Source organism: Cyclobacterium sp. 1_MG-2023, assembly GCF_030546805.1.
Taxonomy (GTDB): domain Bacteria; phylum Bacteroidota; class Bacteroidia; order Cytophagales; family Cyclobacteriaceae; genus Cyclobacterium.
In genome coordinates, this window is the sequence record NZ_JAUOPC010000005.1 from 291,518 (window position 1) to 311,149 (window position 19,632).

Sequence of the window (19,632 nt, forward strand, 5' to 3'; positions counted from 1 at the left end):
CTATTGTGGCCTGAGCAGTAAAAAATGAATAAGTATGGTTAATCTTGGCAATATTTTTAACCCTTTTACCACGCTCTCACTTCCTTAGCATTGGTTGCCTTATTGTTTTGTCTTCCCAAAATACATCGATTTTAATCCTATTTTTACAGAAGGATTTCCTGAACTTTCTCAGGGAACATCGCAATCGCGAAAAAATCAGGCTGTTTGAGAGGTTTTATCATAGCATCACTATGGTGAAATTGAAATCAACAACGAAGCCCCTGATAGTGAAGCGATTTAAGCACGAAATAGAAGATTTACTGCCTATTTTGGGGTACCGCTGAAGAAGTCTCCTTTCTCAACCTGTCAATAAATAAAAATGCCCCACCTTCAACCATATTCGAAAGTGAGGCATTTGATTAATCTAGCTTATTAAGATTTCCAAGGCCCTGTAATGGCCAAGGTAATTCCCGGTCCTTGAATGTTTACAAAATAAGTTTTTCCGGAAGGTGAAAACACTCCTCCTGCCAACTCAGACTCAAAGCCTATATTCTCTGCCAAGTGATACAATTCTCCTTTCGGGGTAACACCTACTAGGAAAGGATGCTTGTGGTCTTCACATAAAATCACATCTCCCCAAGGAGCCACTGCCAGGTTATCACAATTTTTCAAAATCTCCCTGTCTTCAGACTCTACGAATAGGGTCAACTCTCCGGGGCTGTTTTTTTCCTCCGGTTTTCCTTCATCCGGACTTGGGGTGTAACGAAACACCTGACCTGCGCCAATTTTACCACCATTGGTACAGGCAAAGTAAACCTCCTTGTCTCCATACCATATACCCTCTCCTCTGGCAAAAACTGCGGCTCCTTTGTCAAATCCTTGGAAGCGAAGGTCATCTTCCGGGCTTTCCACATTTTCAATGTCAACCCAAGTCACTTTATGCTTTTTCATTAGCGGAAACTCAGGACCTTCACTGTCTTCCCAGTTTCTGGTATCCCTGCTTTTTTCACCCAAAATAACAAGGGCCTGCAATTTTCCTCCTTTATGAAGTTTGCCCGGATTATTAGGGATGTACCTGTAAAATATACTGTCTCCCCGGTCTTCTGTAAGGTAAACCACTCCTGAAGCAGGGTCTACAGCTACCGCCTCATGATTGAACCTACCCATAGCCTTAATAGGTAGTGGCTTGGCTCTTTTGATTTCCTCAGATGCCGGCACCTCAAATACATAGCCATGGTCTTTTTCCAAACGGCCCTCATAATCCCCTATTTTCAAGGTGCTTTCTTCACAAGTAAGCCAAGTACCCCATGGAGTAATTCCACCTGCACAGTTTCTGACGGTTCCCGCCAAGCTTATATATTGTTTTTCAAGTTCCCCGGTATTCTCATTGTATACAAAGGTTGAAGTACCTCCCAAGCCCGGTAATAAACCTTTCCCAAAATCATAAAAATCTTTGGAACTAATTTTATCCACCAACTCATTGTTTTTTCCAAAACCTGAGTTTTCTAATGAATCAGGGCTAAGTTCATGGTTTCGGACGACTATGGTACGACCATTTTTTCCTTGAAAAGCCCCCATACCATCTGATGCCCCGGGTAGATAAAACCCATCGTCCATTTTATCTCCCTTGGTTGTAAGAATTTTATATGAAAATCCTTCAGGCAAATTTAAAATACCAGCGGGATCTTTCTTTAATGGCCCATAGCCCAAGGTAGCCGGTGATGCAGTTTTACCCAAAACTTGATTGGGGTTAATAAACTGATACAACCCCATAAAGCCAAGTGTAGCCATTCCAGAGGTTTTAATAAATTTTCTTCGTGTGTCTTTGTTAGATGGATTCATATAAAATTTACAAATGGTTATTACTTACTATACGCTAAAATCCAGAATCATACCTCGTTTTTCAAAAAGGATTTCTCCCCTTACAATGGATAAGCAGTTTAATAAATATCAAAAGAAATACCTATCCTTTATCCTTTAACGGTCAAAATCAACCCCTTAGCTCAACCTAATAGAACTTTAGGGGCAATTGAGTACTCCTGACCTAGCAAATTTCTTGTAATCTAAATCTTTTACCATCACAAATATTCAAAATCTTCATTATGTATTTATTATTATTTACCCCCTGAAAAACACCTAAAATTTAACCATTTGACCATGTTTAATAGCGGCAGAAAAACCAGACAAACTAAATTATTAAATCCATTAGACAGGCAAGCCCCTTTAAAAATTACTAGCTAACTGAATCCAATATAAGTTTTCTAGGCCTCTCCTACCTTTTGGGCTTCCAATGGCTAGCAATTACCTTTGTATCTCAACCAACTAATTATGGCACAAATAAAAAATGATAAAAAAGAGGTTTTAATGGCTGCACTGCATCACTGTCAAAATCCATTTGTCATTGCACAGATCGAATACCTATTGGAAAGGGAGAAATTGCTTGCCCCCATAGGGGCAATTTCCGAAGAGTATTCCCTCTTGCTTCAAATAAAATCCTCCCGAGACACCTCATTGCAAACAAACCTCAAGGTTCGCTCAGTGAATCATTTGACCAGTTACCAAAATTGGATCGCCTGGCCAAAATTCATCGTCTCCTTCATCATGCTTATCATCTCCGCGGCCATCATCAACAACTTTTCTTACGAAGAAGGAACCTTACAGTATTCCAACTTTATTTCAGGAATGGCAATAATATACGCATGTCTGTGGACCTTTTACATTTTGGATGCCCTTGTCGTGCTGGTTTTGGCTTATACGGGCAAAGTAAAAATTGCTCAGAGTTCGTTGATTAGAAAACTATTTTGCTTGATTTTTCCGCCAATAGCTATTGGCCAGCGCAACTTGGTTGAACCGGAAAAAATATGGTTACCATTTTATAATTGGTCAAAGTGTAATGAGGGATTATACAATCACTTAAAAACACAATTCTCAATACCCATGATTATTATTGCTTTATTAATTATCCCGGTATTGCTAATTGAGTGGCAATTTTATGAAGAGGTTGAAAATTTTCTAAACACCGACCTTTCTTTACTGCTAGGTTTGATTCAAGGTTTTATCTGGTTTGCTTTTGCCTTTGAATTTTTGCTATTGATTGCGATCACGGATAACAAATTTTCCTATATCAAAAGAAACTGGATTGACTTACTAATCATACTACTTCCATTCGTTTCCTTTGTCAGGTCCATAAGACTGGTAAAGGTGGCCAAGATCACCCAACTTTCAAGAGGTTATAAACTTAGGGCTCTACTGATGAAAGCACGGGAGGGATTTATTTTTGCAAGCTTCTTTTCCAGAATAATGGCTGTAAAACCGGACTTTCAATTAAAAAAGCTAATGAAGAAATTAAATGAAAATCAAAAAGAAAGAGAAATAATTGAAGAAGACCTGGCCAAGTTGTGCAAAACGCTGATTGATAAAAAGCAGATCAATCCATAATTGATCTAATACGGAAATAAACTAATTTTAGGTATATTGTACCTCCTTTCAATTATCATAAAAACTTCAAATGTCACTTAAAACTATTCTCGGAATTCTCCTCTGTGGGATGCTTCTTTCAAACCTTCAAGCACAGGAAACCTTTGAAATTTCTCCCTCGGTAAAAAAAATAGTTTTCCTGGGAAACAGCATAACCTATTCAGGTCAATATGTGGATTATGTAGAAAGTTATTTGAGGCTTACATATCCTGATAGGGAATGGGATTTTATTAATGTAGGACTTCCGAGTGAAACAGTTTCTGGACTCTCAGAAGAAGGCCATGCCGGAGGGAAGTTCCCTAGACCGGACCTGCATGAAAGATTGGATAGGGTACTTAATGAATTGAAACCTGATTTGATTTTTTCTAATTATGGAATGAATGACGGGATCTATCTTCCTTTTGACAAGGAGCGATTTGAAGCCTATCAGAAGGGACAGAAAAAGCTACATGAGAAAGCAAAGGCCATTGGAGCAGACATCATCCACAGCACACCTCCTGTATACGATCCAAAGAAAGGGGCAGCTTATGCTAACGTTTTAGATATTTACGCTTCTTGGTTGCTTAGTCAGCAGTATACTGAAGACTGGAAAGTCATCGATATTCATTGGCCAATGAGAAAATATCTAGAGGGCCAAAGAAAAACAAACCCTTCTTTTGAACTGGCAAAGGACGGGGTGCATCCTGCCGATCTGGGACATTGGATAATGGCCAGTAACCTGTTGTTAGGTATTGGCGAAATAGATTACCTTACGGAGGATAAACCTTCGGATGTTTTTGAGAAATTCAATCATGGGTTAAAAGTGTTATCGCTTGTAAAAGAGAGACAAGCCATTACTAAAGATGCCCTATTGAATCATATTGGTCACAAGCGGCCGGGTATGAGAGAAGGGTTAGCGTGGGAGGAGGCCCAAATAAAAAGGAAAGCAATCCTTCAAAAAATCAACAAGCTTATTCGGGAAAAATAACCGGAAAAGTCTTGACAAATTTGAAGTGATATTGCCAGTATTTATTGTAGGGTTCACCCTAAGATGCTGAAACCAATACAAAGGATTGACAGACCATAAATTTGGGTTCGTGCTGTTTACCCTTAGGTTTAAAAGCTGCGAAATAAGGCAAAGACCTCCTGTAAATACCTGTATTAGACAATATAAGCGCATTACCTACCCCTTAGGTTATTAATCCATTTCCTTAAAATAGGTGTATAAAAAAAGCCGGTTGCGTAAGCAACCGGCTTCTCAAATATTTAAGTGCTCACTTACTATTTACCTTCGAGCGCATTTGCTCCCGCAACGATCTCAAGAATTTCGTTGGTAATAGCAGCTTGTCTGGTTCTATTATATACAAGTTTCAAATCTTTCAATAGATCTGCAGCATTATCTGTTGCTTTGCTCATGGCAGTCATCCTAGCGCCATGCTCGGAAGCATTGCTGTCAAGAATGGCCTTATAAAACTGAATTTTCAAGGAATTAGGCACCAACTCTTCAATGATATAATCCTTGGAAGGTTCAAAGATATAGTCCTGTTGAGATATATCCTTTTCCTCTTCTTCCATTTTAGCAATCGGTAAGAATTGTTCTTTCACAACAAGCTGGGTAGCTACGTTTTTGAACTGGTTATAGACCAAAATCACCTGATCGAAATCCCCATTCACAAAACTTTCCATAACATATTCAGCGGCTTCTTTAACAGGTTCGAAAGTAATGTTTTCAAACAATCCTGCATGATCTGAAACCAAAGTATAATCTTGTTTCTTAAAGAAATCATGGGCCTTTTTACCTACGGGCATCACCGTGATATTTTCGCCTTGATGCTCTTTGATTACAACATTCGTAGCTTTAATAATATTGGAATTAAAAGCACCACACAAACCTTTATCAGAAGTTATGGGTACGATTAAAAGATTGGCTACACTACGTTCCTGAGCATATACAATGTCAGACACTCCTTCAGCTCCTGAAGAAATATTATTTAGGATGGAAGTTAGCTTTTGAGAATAGGGTCTCATCTGCACAATTTTTTCTTGTGCCCTTCTCAGTTTAGCAGCCGCCACCATTTTCATAGCTTTGGTAATCTGCTGGGTAGAGCTTACCGAATTGATCCTTTCTTTTACTTCCTTTAGATTCGCCATAATTATTCTATATCCTTCTTATATACTGTTTAAGACCAGTGCTAATTAAGCTGAGTATTTCGGAGCCAACTCCTCAACAGCTTTTTTAAGCAAATCGCCTGCAGTATTTAGGTCTCCTTTATTGATCGCTGTAAGGGCTTCAGGGTATTGAGCGGTGATAAGATTGTAAAAATCTTTTTCAAAATCCCTAACTTTTCCTACAGGAACATTGTCTAGCAAGCCTCTGGAGGAAGCGTAGATGATTGCAACCTGAAGGTCTACTCGAACAGGAGAATATTGTCCTTGTTTTAGTATTTCCTGATTTCTTCTACCTCTTTCAATTGTTCTCTTGGTAGTAGGGTCAAGATCAGATCCAAACTTAGAGAAAGCCTCCAATTCACGGAATGCAGCTTGATCAAGCTTCAATGTACCCGCTACTTTTTTCATGGATTTGATTTGTGCATTACCACCTACCCTAGATACAGATATACCTACGTTAATGGCAGGACGGATACCTGAGTTAAATAGATTGGTTTCCAAGAAAATTTGTCCATCAGTAATGGAAATAACATTCGTAGGAATATAGGCAGAAACGTCACCAGCTTGCGTTTCAATGATAGGCAGGGCAGTTAATGATCCTCCTCCTTTTACCAAAGGTGCCAAGGAAGGTGGCAAGTCATTCATCTGCTTTGCAATTTCATCAGAAGAGTTAATCTTAGCTGCTCTCTCCAATAATCTGGAGTGAAGGTAGAATACATCACCAGGATAGGCTTCACGTCCCGGAGGTCTTCTAAGCAACAAAGAAACTTCACGGTAAGCTACTGCTTGTTTGGAAAGGTCATCATAAACCACCAAAGCAGGCTTTCCAGTATCTCTAAAAAATTCACCAATAGTGGCACCTGTAAAAGGAGCAAAGAATTGCATCGGCGCAGGATCTGCAGCAGAAGCACTTACAACTACTGTATAAGGAAGAGCACCACCTTTTTCAAGAGCGGCTACCACATTGGCAACTGTTGAGGCTTTCTGACCGATGGCTACATAAATACAGAATACAGGCTCACCTTTGTCGTAAAATTCTTTCTGGTTAAGGATGGTATCAATCGCAACAGCAGTTTTACCTGTTTGTCTGTCACCAATGATCAATTCACGTTGCCCTCTTCCGATTGGAATCATGGCATCAATAGATTTGATACCGGTTTGTAAAGGTTCAGTTACAGGTTGACGGTAGATTACACCGGGGGCTTTTCTTTCAAGAGGCATTTCGTAAAGGTCTCCTTCTAAAGCACCTTTTCCATCGATAGGAACACCTAAGGTATTGACAACCCTTCCTAACATACCATTACCTACATTAATGGAGGCAATCCTTTTGGTTCTTTTGACGGTATCTCCTTCTTTTACCGACTTAGCGTCTCCAAAGAGTACAGCACCAACATTGTCTTCTTCCAAATTGAGAACCATGGCTCTTAAACCATTCTCAAATTCGATCAACTCACCAGCTTGCGCTTTAGAGAGTCCGTAAATACGGGCTACACCGTCACCAACTTGGAGTACAGTACCCACTTCTTCCAATTCTGCTTGAGTCTTGGCTTCCGAGAGTTGCTCTTTCAATATTGCCGAAACTTCATCTGGTCTTACATCTGCCATTATTGTATAGTATTATTGATTACAGCTTAATTTCTTAATATTTTTTCTCATACAGGTTCTGGGTAAGGTCCAGATGCAACTGTTGTAATTTACTTTTGATTGATTCATCAAGTTGTTTGTCACCTATCTTAAGGACAAAACCACCTATTAAATTTGGATCAATCTTTTCAATGAGATTCACTTCATTTTTTCCGGAGACTTCTTTAACAATACCCTTAAAAGAGTTTCGCAATTCGTCATCCAATTGGATGGTGCTTACCACCTCAGCCGTTTGAATTCCCAGGTGATCATTGTATAACCTTAGAAATGCAGTAGCCATTTCAGGGAGAAATTCGGTACGACCTTTCTCTACCACTAAATCGAAAAATTTCAAAGTCAATGCAGAGGCATCTTTACCTATCAAAGACTTTAAAACCGCTAATTTTTTAACAGAACTTATGACAGGGCTTTTAACCATGTCTGAAAAAGATGAATCCCCAGCATTTAAGGATAAAATGGTTGTCATATCCGACTTTACCTGATCCAATTCTTTTTTCTCTACTGCAAGTTCCAGCAGTGATTTTGCGTAACGAGATGCTACTTTGTATGCTGACATTCCGAGTAGATTAGTTTAATTTAATATCTTTCACAAATTCTTCTACCAACTCTTTCTGAGAAGCTTCGGTAGCAAGATTTTGTCTCATCAATTTCTCAGCAACTTTTAAAGAAAGTTCAGCAACTTGAATTTTAACATCTGTCAATGCAGCCTGTTTTTCAGTTTCAATCACAGCTTTGGCCTCTTCGATCATTTTCGCTCCTGCTTTAGCTGCCTCTTCCTTGGATATCTCCATGGTTTGGGTGGCAAACTCATTGGCTGATCGCAATATCTCATCCCTTTCAACACGGGCTTCTTGCAATAAACGCTCATTGTCGGCTACTAGATTTTGCATTTCCAACCTTGCTTTTTCAGCCTCATTAAGGGATGCCTCAATGGTACTATCTCTCTCATCAAGTGCTGAGAGAATTGGCTTCCATGCAAATTTGGCTAAAATGAAAAATAAGATGGCAAAGGCTATTAGTTGCCAAATAATCAAACCTAATTCAGGACTAATCAAATCCATTTTGTGTATTTTTTTAAGCTAAAGATCAGTTTTGTTCAATAATTAAGAAAGGACCGGCCTAATGCCGGTCCAATTTTTTCTAGAAAGTAATATTACCATTAAGTGCAATAAGTAGACAAACTACTACAGCAAACAAGGAAACTACTTCAATAAGAGCAGCGATGATCAACATTGCAGTTTGAATTTTACCAGCTGCTTCAGGTTGACGTGCAATACCTTCCATGGCTTGCGCACCGATTTTACCAATACCCAGACCTGCGCCTATCGCAACAATTCCGGCACCGATACCCGCACCCATAAGTGCAAAACCGGCAGTCAATAATAATGAAGTTAACATACTCGTTTTTATTTAATTTAATTGAACAAAGAATTTCATAATTAATGCTCATGCCCATGCTCAGCTACAGCGGAACCGATATACATGGCAGAGAATAAAGTAAATACATAAGCTTGAATGGTAGCCACCAATAATTCTATCACATTGATAAATACTACCATAAATGTAGATGCCACGCCTACTGCGTAGGATTCAAATATGAAGATCAATCCAATAAAACTTAGGATAACAATATGACCTGCGGTTATCGCCACAAACAATCGAACAGTAAGTGCAATAGGTTTGGTGAACAAACCAATGATTTCTACAGGAACAATTACCAACAATAGTGGAAGCGGTACCCCAGGGGTAGCCACCACATGTTTCCAATACTCTTTATTACCATTAAAATTGGTAATGAAAAAAGTGATTATCGCCAAGGATAACGTTACAGCTATATTTCCTGTAAGGTTGGCTGCTCCCGGCACCAAACCCAATAAATTCCCAACCCATATAAAGAAAAATAGGGTCAAAAGATAAGGGGTAAATTTTTTGTATTTCGGGCCAATATTAGGCTTTGCAATTTCATCTCGGACAAAAAGAACAATTGGCTCAATAAAAGAAGCAATTCCTCTTGGTGCTTTGTTTGGATGCTTTTTGTAATATCCGGATGCAGACAATGTAAGGTATAGCGTCACGGCCAATATCAAAAACAACATGGCCACATTTTTTGTAATGCTAAGATCAATAAAAAACCTACTTTCATCAACTGCCTTAAGCTTATCATGGTCATCTATATAGTACCCATTGTGCTCAACACCGAAATGATGTGTTTCGGGATCTACAAATGAAGAAGAGGAATAAAACTCAATACCCCTGTCAGAAGAATAGATAATAACAGGAAGGGAGAGTGTTACATGTGTATGTCCTATGGTGGCAAAATGCCATTCATGGGAATCCTTAACATGATGCATGATGAAGCTTGTTTTATCTTCATCACCACCGGAGGCAGCCATTGCTGCTGCAGAAATTGTCAGTAAAATTACTGACAATAAGATACTTAACCTGGTTAATTTGCGGACCATCAAAACAATTTTTATTGCCTATTTCGAATGAAGGCGCAAATTAGTTATTAAGCCGTACATATCAAACAATAAGTACAACAAATAAATCACAAAGAAATCAACAACAAACCAAAGTAAATTTTCGTGACCTAGCCATAATATAAAAAAAACAAAGATAATACAGCAAAATAATCTAATTATGGTCATTCCCAAAATGACAGAAACACTAGTGAATGCTTCTAATTTCATCAATTTTTCAGCCAAAAATCCTGTAACTCCTGTGAGAACCGCAAAAAATAAAAGTATTGTATATATTAAGGTATGCAGCCATGGACCTGGAAAGACTTGTTCGATAAGCCAAATAATTGCCAAAAGAAACAATGAAAAAAAGACCAAGCCCAACAATGGGTTTTTAAATAATGTCTTCATCTGAATGAAATATATAGGAAGAGGTTATAAAGACAAATTTGCCCTTATTTATTTTTCTTAGGAGAAATAGACTTGAAGAGTTGATAAAAAGCAATGGCTGTAGAAAGAAAACAGCCCAATAACAGGTAAAGTGGGAATTCCATATTGCTCTTTAAATGTAGCTTATACCCCAAATAGCTACCAAGACCAATGATGGCACACATTTGAAAAGCCAGGCCGAAGTATTTAACATACACCGGAGGCTCAGTTTGAGGAGGCTTGTTTTTTGGTGTCCCCATCTTTTCTTTCCACTTTTAGTTGGTTATTGTTGCCCATATTGCATTTACCATTGAACTCAGCTCCATCCTCTATGATTAATTTTTTTGTATAAATATCACCATAGATCAGGGCTGATTTTTTTAGGTAAAGGGAATCTGAACAGTAAATATCTCCTTTGATCTCTCCGGAAATCTCCACATCTCCGGCCCTAACATCTCCATTAACCTTGGCCGACTCGCCAATGATAATTTTTTGTTGGGAATCTAAGGATCCATCCACAGTACCTTCTACTCGGATATTTCCTTGAGAACCTATATTGCCTACTATTACTGTTCCTAATGCCACAAGATTACTTGAAGTAACCAACTCTGTGGTATTTTTCTTATCGTCAGTATTTTTTGCCATAACTAATCAAATGTAATAAATTCTTGAGGATCTAGTGGATTTCCTCTGTACCACAGCTCAAGATGCAAGTGCTGCCCGGTAGTCTGTTCACCGGTGTTTCCTATTATGGATATTATTTCCCCACCACGAACAGGGTCTCCAATAGCTTTCAATATTACAGAATTATGTTTGTAAATAGAAATCAATTCATTCGAATGCTGTACTGCTACTACATGACCGGTTTCTAACGTCCAGCTAGAGAAAATCACGGTCCCATCAGCAATGGCTTTCACCGGCTCATTTTCGGCAGCAACTACATCCACGCCAAAATGATTTTGGCCGGAAGCAAAACCACTCGAAACCACTCCTTTAACAGGGGGGAAGAAATAGTTATCGGTAAAAGACCCACTACTTATCCTTCCAAAACTCGATTCCTCAAGAGGCAGGGATTCAAACTCCCCAATAATTTCCTTGGTAGCATCACTACTTTTATACAGGTCAATTTCTCCCCTATTTACCACTTGTTTGCTTGCTGTATCGGGAGCATCCGGTGTGTTGTTTTCAAATTCCCCGGAAATAACATTCTGAATATTTTTAACATATTGATCTTTGGCTTCAACCTCCATAATGAGTGAATCAATGGATTCAGACAAGGTATGAATTTTAACCATATTTTCTGTTTCTATATAAACAGGATCGAACCATCTGGCCAATAAGGTCTTTGATAAAAACAAAGATATCACAAAGCAGGTCATGAAAACTAGCACGAACAATAATCCTACCCTAACTTTCGTAATATTAAAGGAGGTAATGACCGAGAAGTCTTCCTCCTTTCTAATTACAATCAGGAACTTGGTTTCTATCCAGTCGTTTATTTTCTGTTTAAGGCTCAATTGACACTTGTTTAAGATATTTATTTTTTACAAAAATAGAATTTAATTCCTTTCGTTTAAATATTTATTCCAAAAGAACTAATTTGGACAAGAATTCAAACTCAAATACATTGCAAAGGGTCATTTTATTTTTCTTATTAATGATAAGCGTGAATTGGTTATCTTCTTGCTCTTCGCAAAAAGACACCTTTACAAATCGGTTGTACCATAACACAACGGCGAGATTCAATGCCTATTATTACGCCAAAGAGAAAATCTTAGAATTAGAAAAAGAAATAGAAAATGAACACCAAGAGGATTTCTCTCAAGTGTTGCCCGTATTTTATCCAATTGATAGCAGTACTATTTCAGCCAAAGAAGACCTTTTGAAGGAGGCTCGAGAAATGGCCTCCAAAGCCGTAGATTGGCATAAAATAAGCAAATGGGTAGACCCATCCTATTTCCTTATTGGTAAAGTCGACTATTATAAAGGCAAACATGAGGAGGCTCAAAACACTTTTAAATTCCTCAATGTCAATAGCTCTCAGGATGATGTAAGACATATCGCGTTGATACAACTGCTAAGGTCATTTATCGACCATGGTCAATATGAAGATGCGAGCTTTGTCATAGATTTTCTTTCAAAAGAAGAAAACATCTCCGATGAAAATAAGCAATACTTATACAAAACATTGGCTTATTATTATGAGGCCCGTGGAGAAATGGATTTGATGGCACCTTCTTTATTTAAATCCCTTGAATACACGTCCAGCAATTCAGAGGCTTCTAGGATAAATTTTATCTTGGCCCAACTGTATCAAAAGTCAGGTTTAGATGCTTTTGCCTATGAATACTATCAAAAAGCACTTTCCGGAAGTCCAAATTATGAAAGAACATTTTTTGCCCAGCTCTATTCCCAACAAGTTGCAGAATTAGAACGAAGCAAAGATCTAAAACGAGTTCGGGAATACTATGACGATCTTTACAAAGACAATAAAAACATCGATTTTAGGGATGTTATTCTATTTGAAAAAGGACGGTTTGAAAAAAAACAGGGCAATTTGGAGGAAGCTATCAGGCTCTACACCTTAGCGGCAAAAGAACAAGGGGAAAATGAACGTCAGAAAGGATATATTTACGAAGAACTCTCGAATGTTTACCTCAATGAAAAAGAGGATTTTCTGAAAACAAAATATTATCTGGACAGTGCCCTATCTAAGTTTAAGGAGACGGATAAAAATCATGGTATCCTTGCCGCCCGTAAAGTCATCTTTGATCAATATGCCACCAATTATGAATTGCTCACCTATAATGACAGCCTGATTCGGCTAAGCCAGCTCAGTACTGAAGAACAAGAGAAGTATGTTGATGATTTTCTGGCATTGGAGGAAGAAAGATTGATTAATGAGGCGAAAATGGCCGAAGAAAATAAGTCCCAAGGGATATTTGAAAACTTGCTTGCCTTTGGAGGGGGCGGAGGTTCTGGAGCTTCATTTTATTGGGACAATCCAGTAGCTATTCAAAGAGGAGCGTTGGAGTTCACCCAAATTTGGGGCAACAGGCCATTGTCAGACAATTGGAGAAGTAGTGACAGGGGGTTCCAAGAGGCTGCCAATTCAATTGAGAATAATATCGATGTCGAAGAGCCGATGGAGGATACAGAAGAAAACAGCTCAGCTACCATCACAGCAAAACTTCCTGACAAATCCTCCCTATTGAGCCAGATCCCCAATAGCCCTGACGCAAGAGAAAAAATGGTAAACCAAATGGAAGAGGCTTACTTCAACCTAGGGAAGTTACTCTATTTTGACCTCAAACAATCTGAAAAATCAATTGAATACTTAGAGGCCTTAATAAAAAAGTATCCGGAAACATTAAAAAAGCCTGAAGCCTATTATACCTTATTCTTAGCCAATCAAGATTTGAACAATAATGCGGATAAATATGCTCAATTATTGAATCAAGAATTCCCAAATTCCCAATTTACCAAATCCTTAAACAATCCCGATAAAGTCTCTGGCTCCCAAGCAAACCTGGCTTCTGGGGAAAATTATAAAGTTGCCTATCGTCTTTTTCAAGACAGAGCCTATGAAGAGGCTAAAGAAATTGTCAGAAAAACACTCGATGAATTCCCATTGACAAAAAATACGGATCGATTATTGTTATTGGATATTATGATCACCGGTCAATTAGAATCATTGGAAATTTATAAAAGTAGACTTCAAACATATTTACAGCAAACCAAGGAAGAAGAGCTCTTGGCCTTTGCTGAGAAATTGTTAAATGCAGTTAGTGAAGAAAGCGAAGAGGTGGCCGTTGAAAACTCTGAAGAGCCTGATGAAAATGAGCTCCCCTCTGACATTTCAGTGGTGAAACCTGAGCCTCCTGCAGCAGCTTCACCTTACAAAGAAGGCCTAAATCAGACCCATATTTTTATTTTACCAATGAATGCAACATTGGCTGAGAACGCCAATGATTTGACCGCTTCCCTAGAGAGTTTTCACAATGCCAATTTCGCCAATCAGAGGTTGAGAACTGGCACCATTTCACTTGGAAAGGACACAAGTATATTAATCATTAGTCCTTTTTCTAGTGCAGAAAAATCTTTAGGCTATAAAGAAGCCTTTTTAAATAGTTTTAATAATGAATCCTTAACTGAGGAAATAAAAAATAGTAGTTTTGTAATTTCAATTGGTAATTTCCAACAACTCAACAAAAGGAAAGACATTGAGGAATACAGGTCTTTCTATGAGAAAGCTTATTGACATCCAGTATGAGTAAAGTAAAAAATAAAAATTCCAAGCCTCTTTACGTTAAAATAATCAGGTACATGTGGCTTGCTTTCATTTTAGGATTGGCAGGATTTGTCTTGTTTGTAGTATCCGTAAACGCAAATTTCTTAGGTTTATTTGGAGAAATGCCCGAATTCGAATCACTAGAAAACCCCGATAGTGAATTGGCATCTGAACTATACTCTGCTGATGGGGTCTTATTGGGTAAATACTTTAGAGAAAACAGAACTCCGGTAACTTACAATGAGCTTTCTCCAAATATTATCAATGCATTAATCGCCACTGAGGATGTAAGGTTTGAAGACCATTCAGGGATAGACCCCAGAGCATTGGGTAGGGTATTTGTAAAATCCATCCTTTTGATGCAAAAAAATGCCGGAGGAGGAAGTACCCTCAGTCAGCAAACAGCCAAAAACCTATTTAAAACACGTTCCGGAGATTCTCAGGGACTTTTAAGTAAAGTACCAATACTGGGTATGGTCATCATCAAAACCAAAGAGTGGATTGTGGCTACAAAGTTAGAAAGTGCCTATACAAAAGATGAGATTTTGACCATGTACCTGAACACTTCAGACTTTGGTAGCAATGCATTCGGTATTAAAACTGCTGCAAAGACATTTTTCAATAAAGACACAAGAGACCTGAATATATTGGAATCCGCTACTTTGGTAGGTTTGCTAAAAGCCCCTTCCTATTATAGCCCTGTATATAATGCAGAAAATTCAACACGAAGGCGGAATACGGTAATGGCTCAAATGAAGAAAGTAGATTTAATCTCCCAATCTCAATTTGACTCTTTAAGCGCAACGCCTATGGCGTTGGAATACCAAGTAGAAAGTCATAATGAAGGTTTGGCCACCTATTTCAGAGAAGTAGTCAAAGCAGATTTACTCCAATGGACCAAGGAAAATCTACAGCCGGATGGAAACAACTATGACCTTTTTGGGGATGGCCTGAAGATTTACACCACAATTGACAGTAGACTGCAGAAATATGCAGAAGAATCTGTTCATGAACATATGTCGGAACTTCAGAAGAAATTTGAAGAAGAAATGGGTGATCGTGACCCTTGGATTGATAGTCGTCGAAGGGTAATTCCAAACTTTATTGAAAATGCTGTCAAAAGAACTCAGGCTTATCGAAACCTGAAAGCTAGATATGGAGACAACACGGACAGCATTGAATACAAACTCAATGAAAAGAAAAAAATGAAGGTCTTTTCTTATGAAGGAAATATAGATACATTAATGAGTACCATGGATTCCATGAGGTACTATAAGAAATTTCTTCAAACCGGTTTTGTATCCATGGACCCACACTCAGGCCACATCAAGGCTTGGGTTGGCGGTACGAACCATTCTCATTTTAAGTATGACCACGTCAAACAAGGAAAAAGACAACCCGGTTCTACTTTCAAACCTTTTGTGTATGCAGCAGCCATAGAAAACGGCTATGGACCTTGCTACACCGTGATTGATCAGCCGGTCGAAATCAATGTGCCCGATCAGCCCACTTGGAGGCCAAATAATGCAGATGGTAAATTTACTTATGAAAGAATGACCATCAGGTCTGCCATGTCTCAGTCGGTCAACTCAATTACGGCTTATATGATGAAAAAGCTAAGTCCTGAAGTAGTGGTAGAAACTGCTAAAAGAATTGGTATCACGAGTGAACTTGAGGCAGTACCTGCCTTGGCTCTAGGGACTGTAGATGTATCCATCATGGAAATGGTGGGAGCCTTCAGTACTTTTGTCAACAAGGGGGAGCACATCACCCCAATTTATATTGATAGAATAGAGGACAAAAATGGCAACGTACTGCACCAATTTATCCCTAGAAAAAGACCGGCAATGAGCGAAGAACATGCCTATATTATGGTTTATATGCTAAGAGGTGGAACCGAGGAAGAAGGAGGTACAAGCCAAGGCCTACCATGGAGCATAAGGGATGAAGGCAACGAAATAGGTGGGAAAACAGGTACGACTCAAAACGCCTCCGATGGATGGTACATGGGGATAACAAAAGACTTGGTCAGTGGCGTATGGGTAGGTGGAGATGACAGAGCCATACATTTCAGAAGCTGGATAAATGGCCAAGGTTCAAGAACTGCTCGGCCTATTTGGTCAAAATACATGAGCAAGGTATATGAAGACACAAGCCTAGGCATCACCAAAGGTCCATTTCCTAAACCGGAAAGACCTATTAGCATAGAAATTGATTGCTCAAAATATGATCTTGAAACGGAGGAATATCAAGAGTTTGACTATGATGCAACATCAACAGATTTCTAGGTTATACTCCTGATAAAATTTTGAGCATTTATTTTTTGCGTACAGCAAATAGATATAGGATTAATTGTAGAATAGAGGTATCAGGTAATGAAAAAATTTCAATTATTCATTACCTGATGCTTGCTACATAAAGGGTAACTCAAATGAGTAACAAATTGAATATTTGATTACCTCCAAACATATTTTAAGAGATCAAATAATAATTCCACTGTCTTTATGGACATGCTTTCCCCTTCATATTTACCGGAAAACCACAATCAATTGCCTGATTTACCCGGGGTTTACAGGTATTACAATGCGGAGGACAAGCTCATCTATGTGGGAAAAGCTAAAAACCTCAAAAAAAGAGTTGGTAGCTATTTTAGCAAAAGTGTAGGCATCAACCAAAAAACCAGAAAAATGGTGAGGGAAATCAGAAAGATTGAAATCACCATCGTTAATTCTGAATTTGATGCATTATTGTTAGAAAACAATTTGATCAAAAAAACCCAACCCAAATACAATATCCTTCTAAAGGATGATAAGACCTACCCTTACCTCCTCCTTACCAACGAGCCTTTCCCAAGGATATTTGCTACCAGAAGAGTGATACCCTCCAAGGGTACTTATTTTGGACCCTTTGCAAGCGTGAAGGCCATGAACAATGTATTAGAGCTTATTCACTCATTATTTACACTGAGAACATGTAGGCTAGATCTTTCCCCTGAAAAAATCAGCAACGCCAAATACAAAGTTTGCTTGGAATACCATTTAGGAAATTGCAAGGGCCCATGTGAAGGCTTACAAAAAGAAAAGGATTACCTGGCAGACATTGAACAAGCAAAAAACATTTTAAAAGGCAATCTGGGAATAGCAAAAACCTATTTTAAGGAGAAAATGACAGAAAGTGCTGCTGAAATGAATTATGAAGCAGCGCAAGGGTTTAAGGAAAAACTTGACTCATTAATAAATTACCAAGCCAAATCTCTTGTCATTAATCCAAACACTGACAGCCTGGATGTTTTTACCATTGTAAGCGAGGAAAAGTTTGCATTTGTAAACTACCTAAGGATAAAAAATGGAGCCATTACCTTAAGCAAAACGGTTGTGTTAAAAAAGAAATTGGACGAGCCGGATGAAGAGTTATTATTAACCGCTATCATAAGGTTAAGGGATCAGTTTCAAAGTGATGCAAAAGAGGTTTTGGTGAACCAAGAATTTAAAGAGAGTCCGGAGGGATTGTCTCTGGTTTTACCTAAAATAGGAGACAAGAGAAAACTTATAGAATTAAGTTTAAAGAATGCGCTCTATTATAAAAAAGAAAAGCTGTCTTTTGCGGATGAAGGTAAGGACAAGAAAAATAGGGTTATCCTTCAACTGAAAAAAGACCTTTCCTTAAACGAATTACCTACTCACATTGAGTGCTTTGATAATTCCAATATTCAGGGAACAAACCCTGTGGCCAGCATGGTGTGCTTTTTAAATGGTAAACCGGCAAAGAAAGAATACCGTCACTATCACATTAAAACGGTGGTAGGGCCGGATGACTTTGCCAGTATGGAAGAGGTAGTCTTCAGAAGGTATAAAAGGTTAGTTACTGAAGGAAAGCCTTTGCCTAAGTTGATTGTGATAGATGGAGGTAAAGGTCAGTTATCTTCCGCTGTATCTGCTTTGAGAGATCTGGAGCTTTATGGGAAGGTCCCCATCATAGGTATTGCAAAGCGTTTGGAAGAAATTTACTTCCCGGGTGATCAATACCCAATTTACATCGATAAAAAGTCTGAATCTTTGCGATTAATTCAAAGAATCAGAGATGAAGCCCACCGCTTTGCCATCACCTTTCATCGTGACCTTAGAAGCAAAGGGGCTTTGAACAGTAAGCTATTGGCCATTGAAGGAATTGGGGATCTAACTGCGCATAAGTTGTTGAAAGAATTCAAGTCCTATAAAAAAATTGAGGCTGCCTCTAAAGAGGAAATAATATCCACCATAGGCAAAGACAAAGGCCAGAGAGTATGGGAGGCCATGCACAAAAATTAAGAGCAGGCACATTGCTGTACCTGCTCTCTTTTTTTTGCGACAATGATTTTATTTTACCATTCCCAAAGGTTGTTTTCCCACTCTAGAAGTTCATACTCAAATTCAACTGATTTTAAATAAGCTTGAAGTTCCTGATTGGGATTATTTGAATCAATCATATCTACAATTAACTCATTTTCCGGGTTGGTATATTTCCTAACAACAGATCGAAAAAGCCTCATATCGAATGCCTGATTATAAGGTAAGTTTTTCGATATATTTTTGAAATTGGTCCACTCTCCATGTTCCTTGGTATCAAAATAATTGTAGAAATCCTTATACCTAATGAAGGCAATGGTCTTTTGCCCAACCCCATAATTGGTTTCATTAGGCATTACCAATTCAAGATATTTGATATCAAACCTTACCTCAGAGCGATGTTTGTCAAAAACAAAGTCTTCTCTAAAGTCAAGGTAATACAAATCCTTTACAAATATTGAATCCCCATTTTCTGCTGTCCAAAATCTAGTTTGAAAATCAGTAATGGAAAGTGGCTCTCTAAACTCTTCATCAGCGAATACTTCGATGGAATTGTCTACCACCGCATTGTAAATATTCATCATGACTCCATCTCTTTTAAGGCCACCTGTTCCATAAAACGGCAGGTTGTATTTCTCCCGAAGATCAATTCTTCTCCACACACCGATTTGGTACATTTTATCAGAATCCCTAATCGGATGTGCAGAATAAACAGTATCTGTATCAAAACCACCATCACCTACATTCATTCCAGGATTACCGGAATTAGGGATATTTTGGGAAAATCCCGGCAATGCAGAGAAACAACATGCAATAATGCCTATTGCCAGTAGCCCAATTACTTTCCTTAATTCTTTCATGATTTCTTTCATTTAAATAA

17 protein-coding genes are annotated in these 19,632 nt (G+C 38.4%); 5 read left to right on the forward strand and 12 right to left on the reverse strand.

The features are described from left to right. Positions 1-411: 411 nt before the first annotated feature. On the reverse strand, positions 412-1,821 hold the full coding sequence (locus tag Q4534_RS09960) for an alkaline phosphatase PhoX (protein ID WP_303613022.1): 1,410 nt from the start codon (positions 1,819-1,821) through the stop codon (positions 412-414). Positions 1,822-2,307: 486 nt separating this feature from the next. Here Q4534_RS09960 and Q4534_RS09965 point away from each other — a divergent pair, with 486 nt between their 5' ends. Continuing rightward, entirely contained in the window at positions 2,308-3,417 is a 1,110-nt protein-coding gene (locus tag Q4534_RS09965; RefSeq protein WP_303613023.1) for a hypothetical protein, read from the forward strand. A 70-nt stretch (positions 3,418-3,487) separates the two neighbouring features. Beyond that, positions 3,488-4,423 carry an SGNH/GDSL hydrolase family protein gene (locus Q4534_RS09970; RefSeq protein ID WP_303613024.1) on the forward strand — a complete coding sequence of 312 codons (936 nt, stop codon included), beginning with the start codon at positions 3,488-3,490 and terminating at the stop codon, positions 4,421-4,423. Positions 4,424-4,716: 293 nt separating this feature from the next. Here the strand turns inward: Q4534_RS09970 and atpG are convergent, their stop codons facing one another. The 10 genes from atpG to Q4534_RS10020 form a co-directional block, all read right to left on the reverse strand. Further along, positions 4,717-5,586 (reverse strand): ATP synthase F1 subunit gamma, encoded by an 870-nt coding sequence (gene atpG, locus Q4534_RS09975; protein ID WP_303613025.1) that lies wholly within the window; start codon positions 5,584-5,586, stop codon positions 4,717-4,719. 45 nt (positions 5,587-5,631) lie between these two features. Beyond that, positions 5,632-7,209, reverse strand: a complete 1,578-nt coding sequence (gene atpA, locus Q4534_RS09980; protein WP_303613026.1) for a F0F1 ATP synthase subunit alpha — start codon at positions 7,207-7,209, stop codon at positions 5,632-5,634. A 34-nt stretch (positions 7,210-7,243) separates the two neighbouring features. After that, the gene (atpH, locus tag Q4534_RS09985) at positions 7,244-7,804 is read right to left on the reverse strand and encodes an ATP synthase F1 subunit delta (RefSeq protein ID WP_303613027.1); all 561 of its coding nucleotides are present in this window, start codon (positions 7,802-7,804) and stop codon (positions 7,244-7,246) included. 10 nt (positions 7,805-7,814) lie between these two features. Continuing rightward, positions 7,815-8,309: a F0F1 ATP synthase subunit B gene (gene atpF / locus Q4534_RS09990; RefSeq protein ID WP_303613028.1), complete on the reverse strand. Its 495-nt coding sequence runs from the start codon at positions 8,307-8,309 to the stop codon at positions 7,815-7,817. Positions 8,310-8,388: 79 nt separating this feature from the next. Then, positions 8,389-8,646: an ATP synthase F0 subunit C gene (gene atpE / locus Q4534_RS09995; protein ID WP_014019206.1), complete on the reverse strand. Its 258-nt coding sequence runs from the start codon at positions 8,644-8,646 to the stop codon at positions 8,389-8,391. A 41-nt stretch (positions 8,647-8,687) separates the two neighbouring features. Continuing rightward, positions 8,688-9,710: a F0F1 ATP synthase subunit A gene (atpB, locus tag Q4534_RS10000; protein WP_303613029.1), complete on the reverse strand. Its 1,023-nt coding sequence runs from the start codon at positions 9,708-9,710 to the stop codon at positions 8,688-8,690. An 18-nt stretch (positions 9,711-9,728) separates the two neighbouring features. After that, the gene (locus Q4534_RS10005) at positions 9,729-10,118 is read right to left on the reverse strand and encodes a hypothetical protein (protein WP_303613030.1); all 390 of its coding nucleotides are present in this window, start codon (positions 10,116-10,118) and stop codon (positions 9,729-9,731) included. Between the two features lie 44 nt (positions 10,119-10,162). Continuing rightward, complete coding sequence (locus Q4534_RS10010) at positions 10,163-10,396, reverse strand: AtpZ/AtpI family protein (protein ID WP_303613031.1); 234 nt, start codon at positions 10,394-10,396, stop codon at positions 10,163-10,165. After that, positions 10,362-10,781, reverse strand: coding sequence for a polymer-forming cytoskeletal protein (locus Q4534_RS10015; RefSeq protein ID WP_303613032.1), 420 nt, complete (start codon positions 10,779-10,781; stop codon positions 10,362-10,364). The genes Q4534_RS10010 and Q4534_RS10015 overlap by 35 nt, the downstream gene beginning before the upstream one ends. A gap of 2 nt (positions 10,782-10,783) precedes the next feature. Next, positions 10,784-11,653, reverse strand: a complete 870-nt coding sequence (locus tag Q4534_RS10020) for a M23 family metallopeptidase (protein ID WP_303613033.1) — start codon at positions 11,651-11,653, stop codon at positions 10,784-10,786. Positions 11,654-11,793: 140 nt separating this feature from the next. On the opposite strand from Q4534_RS10020, the gene Q4534_RS10025 reads away from it, so the two are divergent. From Q4534_RS10025 to uvrC, 3 genes are all read left to right on the forward strand, one after another. After that, positions 11,794-14,397: a tetratricopeptide repeat protein gene (locus tag Q4534_RS10025; RefSeq protein WP_303613034.1), complete on the forward strand. Its 2,604-nt coding sequence runs from the start codon at positions 11,794-11,796 to the stop codon at positions 14,395-14,397. An 8-nt stretch (positions 14,398-14,405) separates the two neighbouring features. Next, a complete protein-coding gene (locus Q4534_RS10030) occupies positions 14,406-16,715 on the forward strand; it encodes a penicillin-binding protein 1A (RefSeq protein ID WP_303613035.1) in 2,310 nt (769 codons plus the stop codon). Between the two features lie 222 nt (positions 16,716-16,937). After that, positions 16,938-18,734 (forward strand): excinuclease ABC subunit UvrC, encoded by a 1,797-nt coding sequence (gene uvrC / locus Q4534_RS10035; RefSeq protein WP_303613153.1) that lies wholly within the window; start codon positions 16,938-16,940, stop codon positions 18,732-18,734. 53 nt (positions 18,735-18,787) lie between these two features. On the opposite strand, the gene gldN is transcribed toward uvrC, so the two are convergent. Then, positions 18,788-19,612: a gliding motility protein GldN gene (gldN, locus tag Q4534_RS10040; RefSeq protein WP_303613036.1), complete on the reverse strand. Its 825-nt coding sequence runs from the start codon at positions 19,610-19,612 to the stop codon at positions 18,788-18,790. Positions 19,613-19,632: the final 20 nt, after the last annotated feature.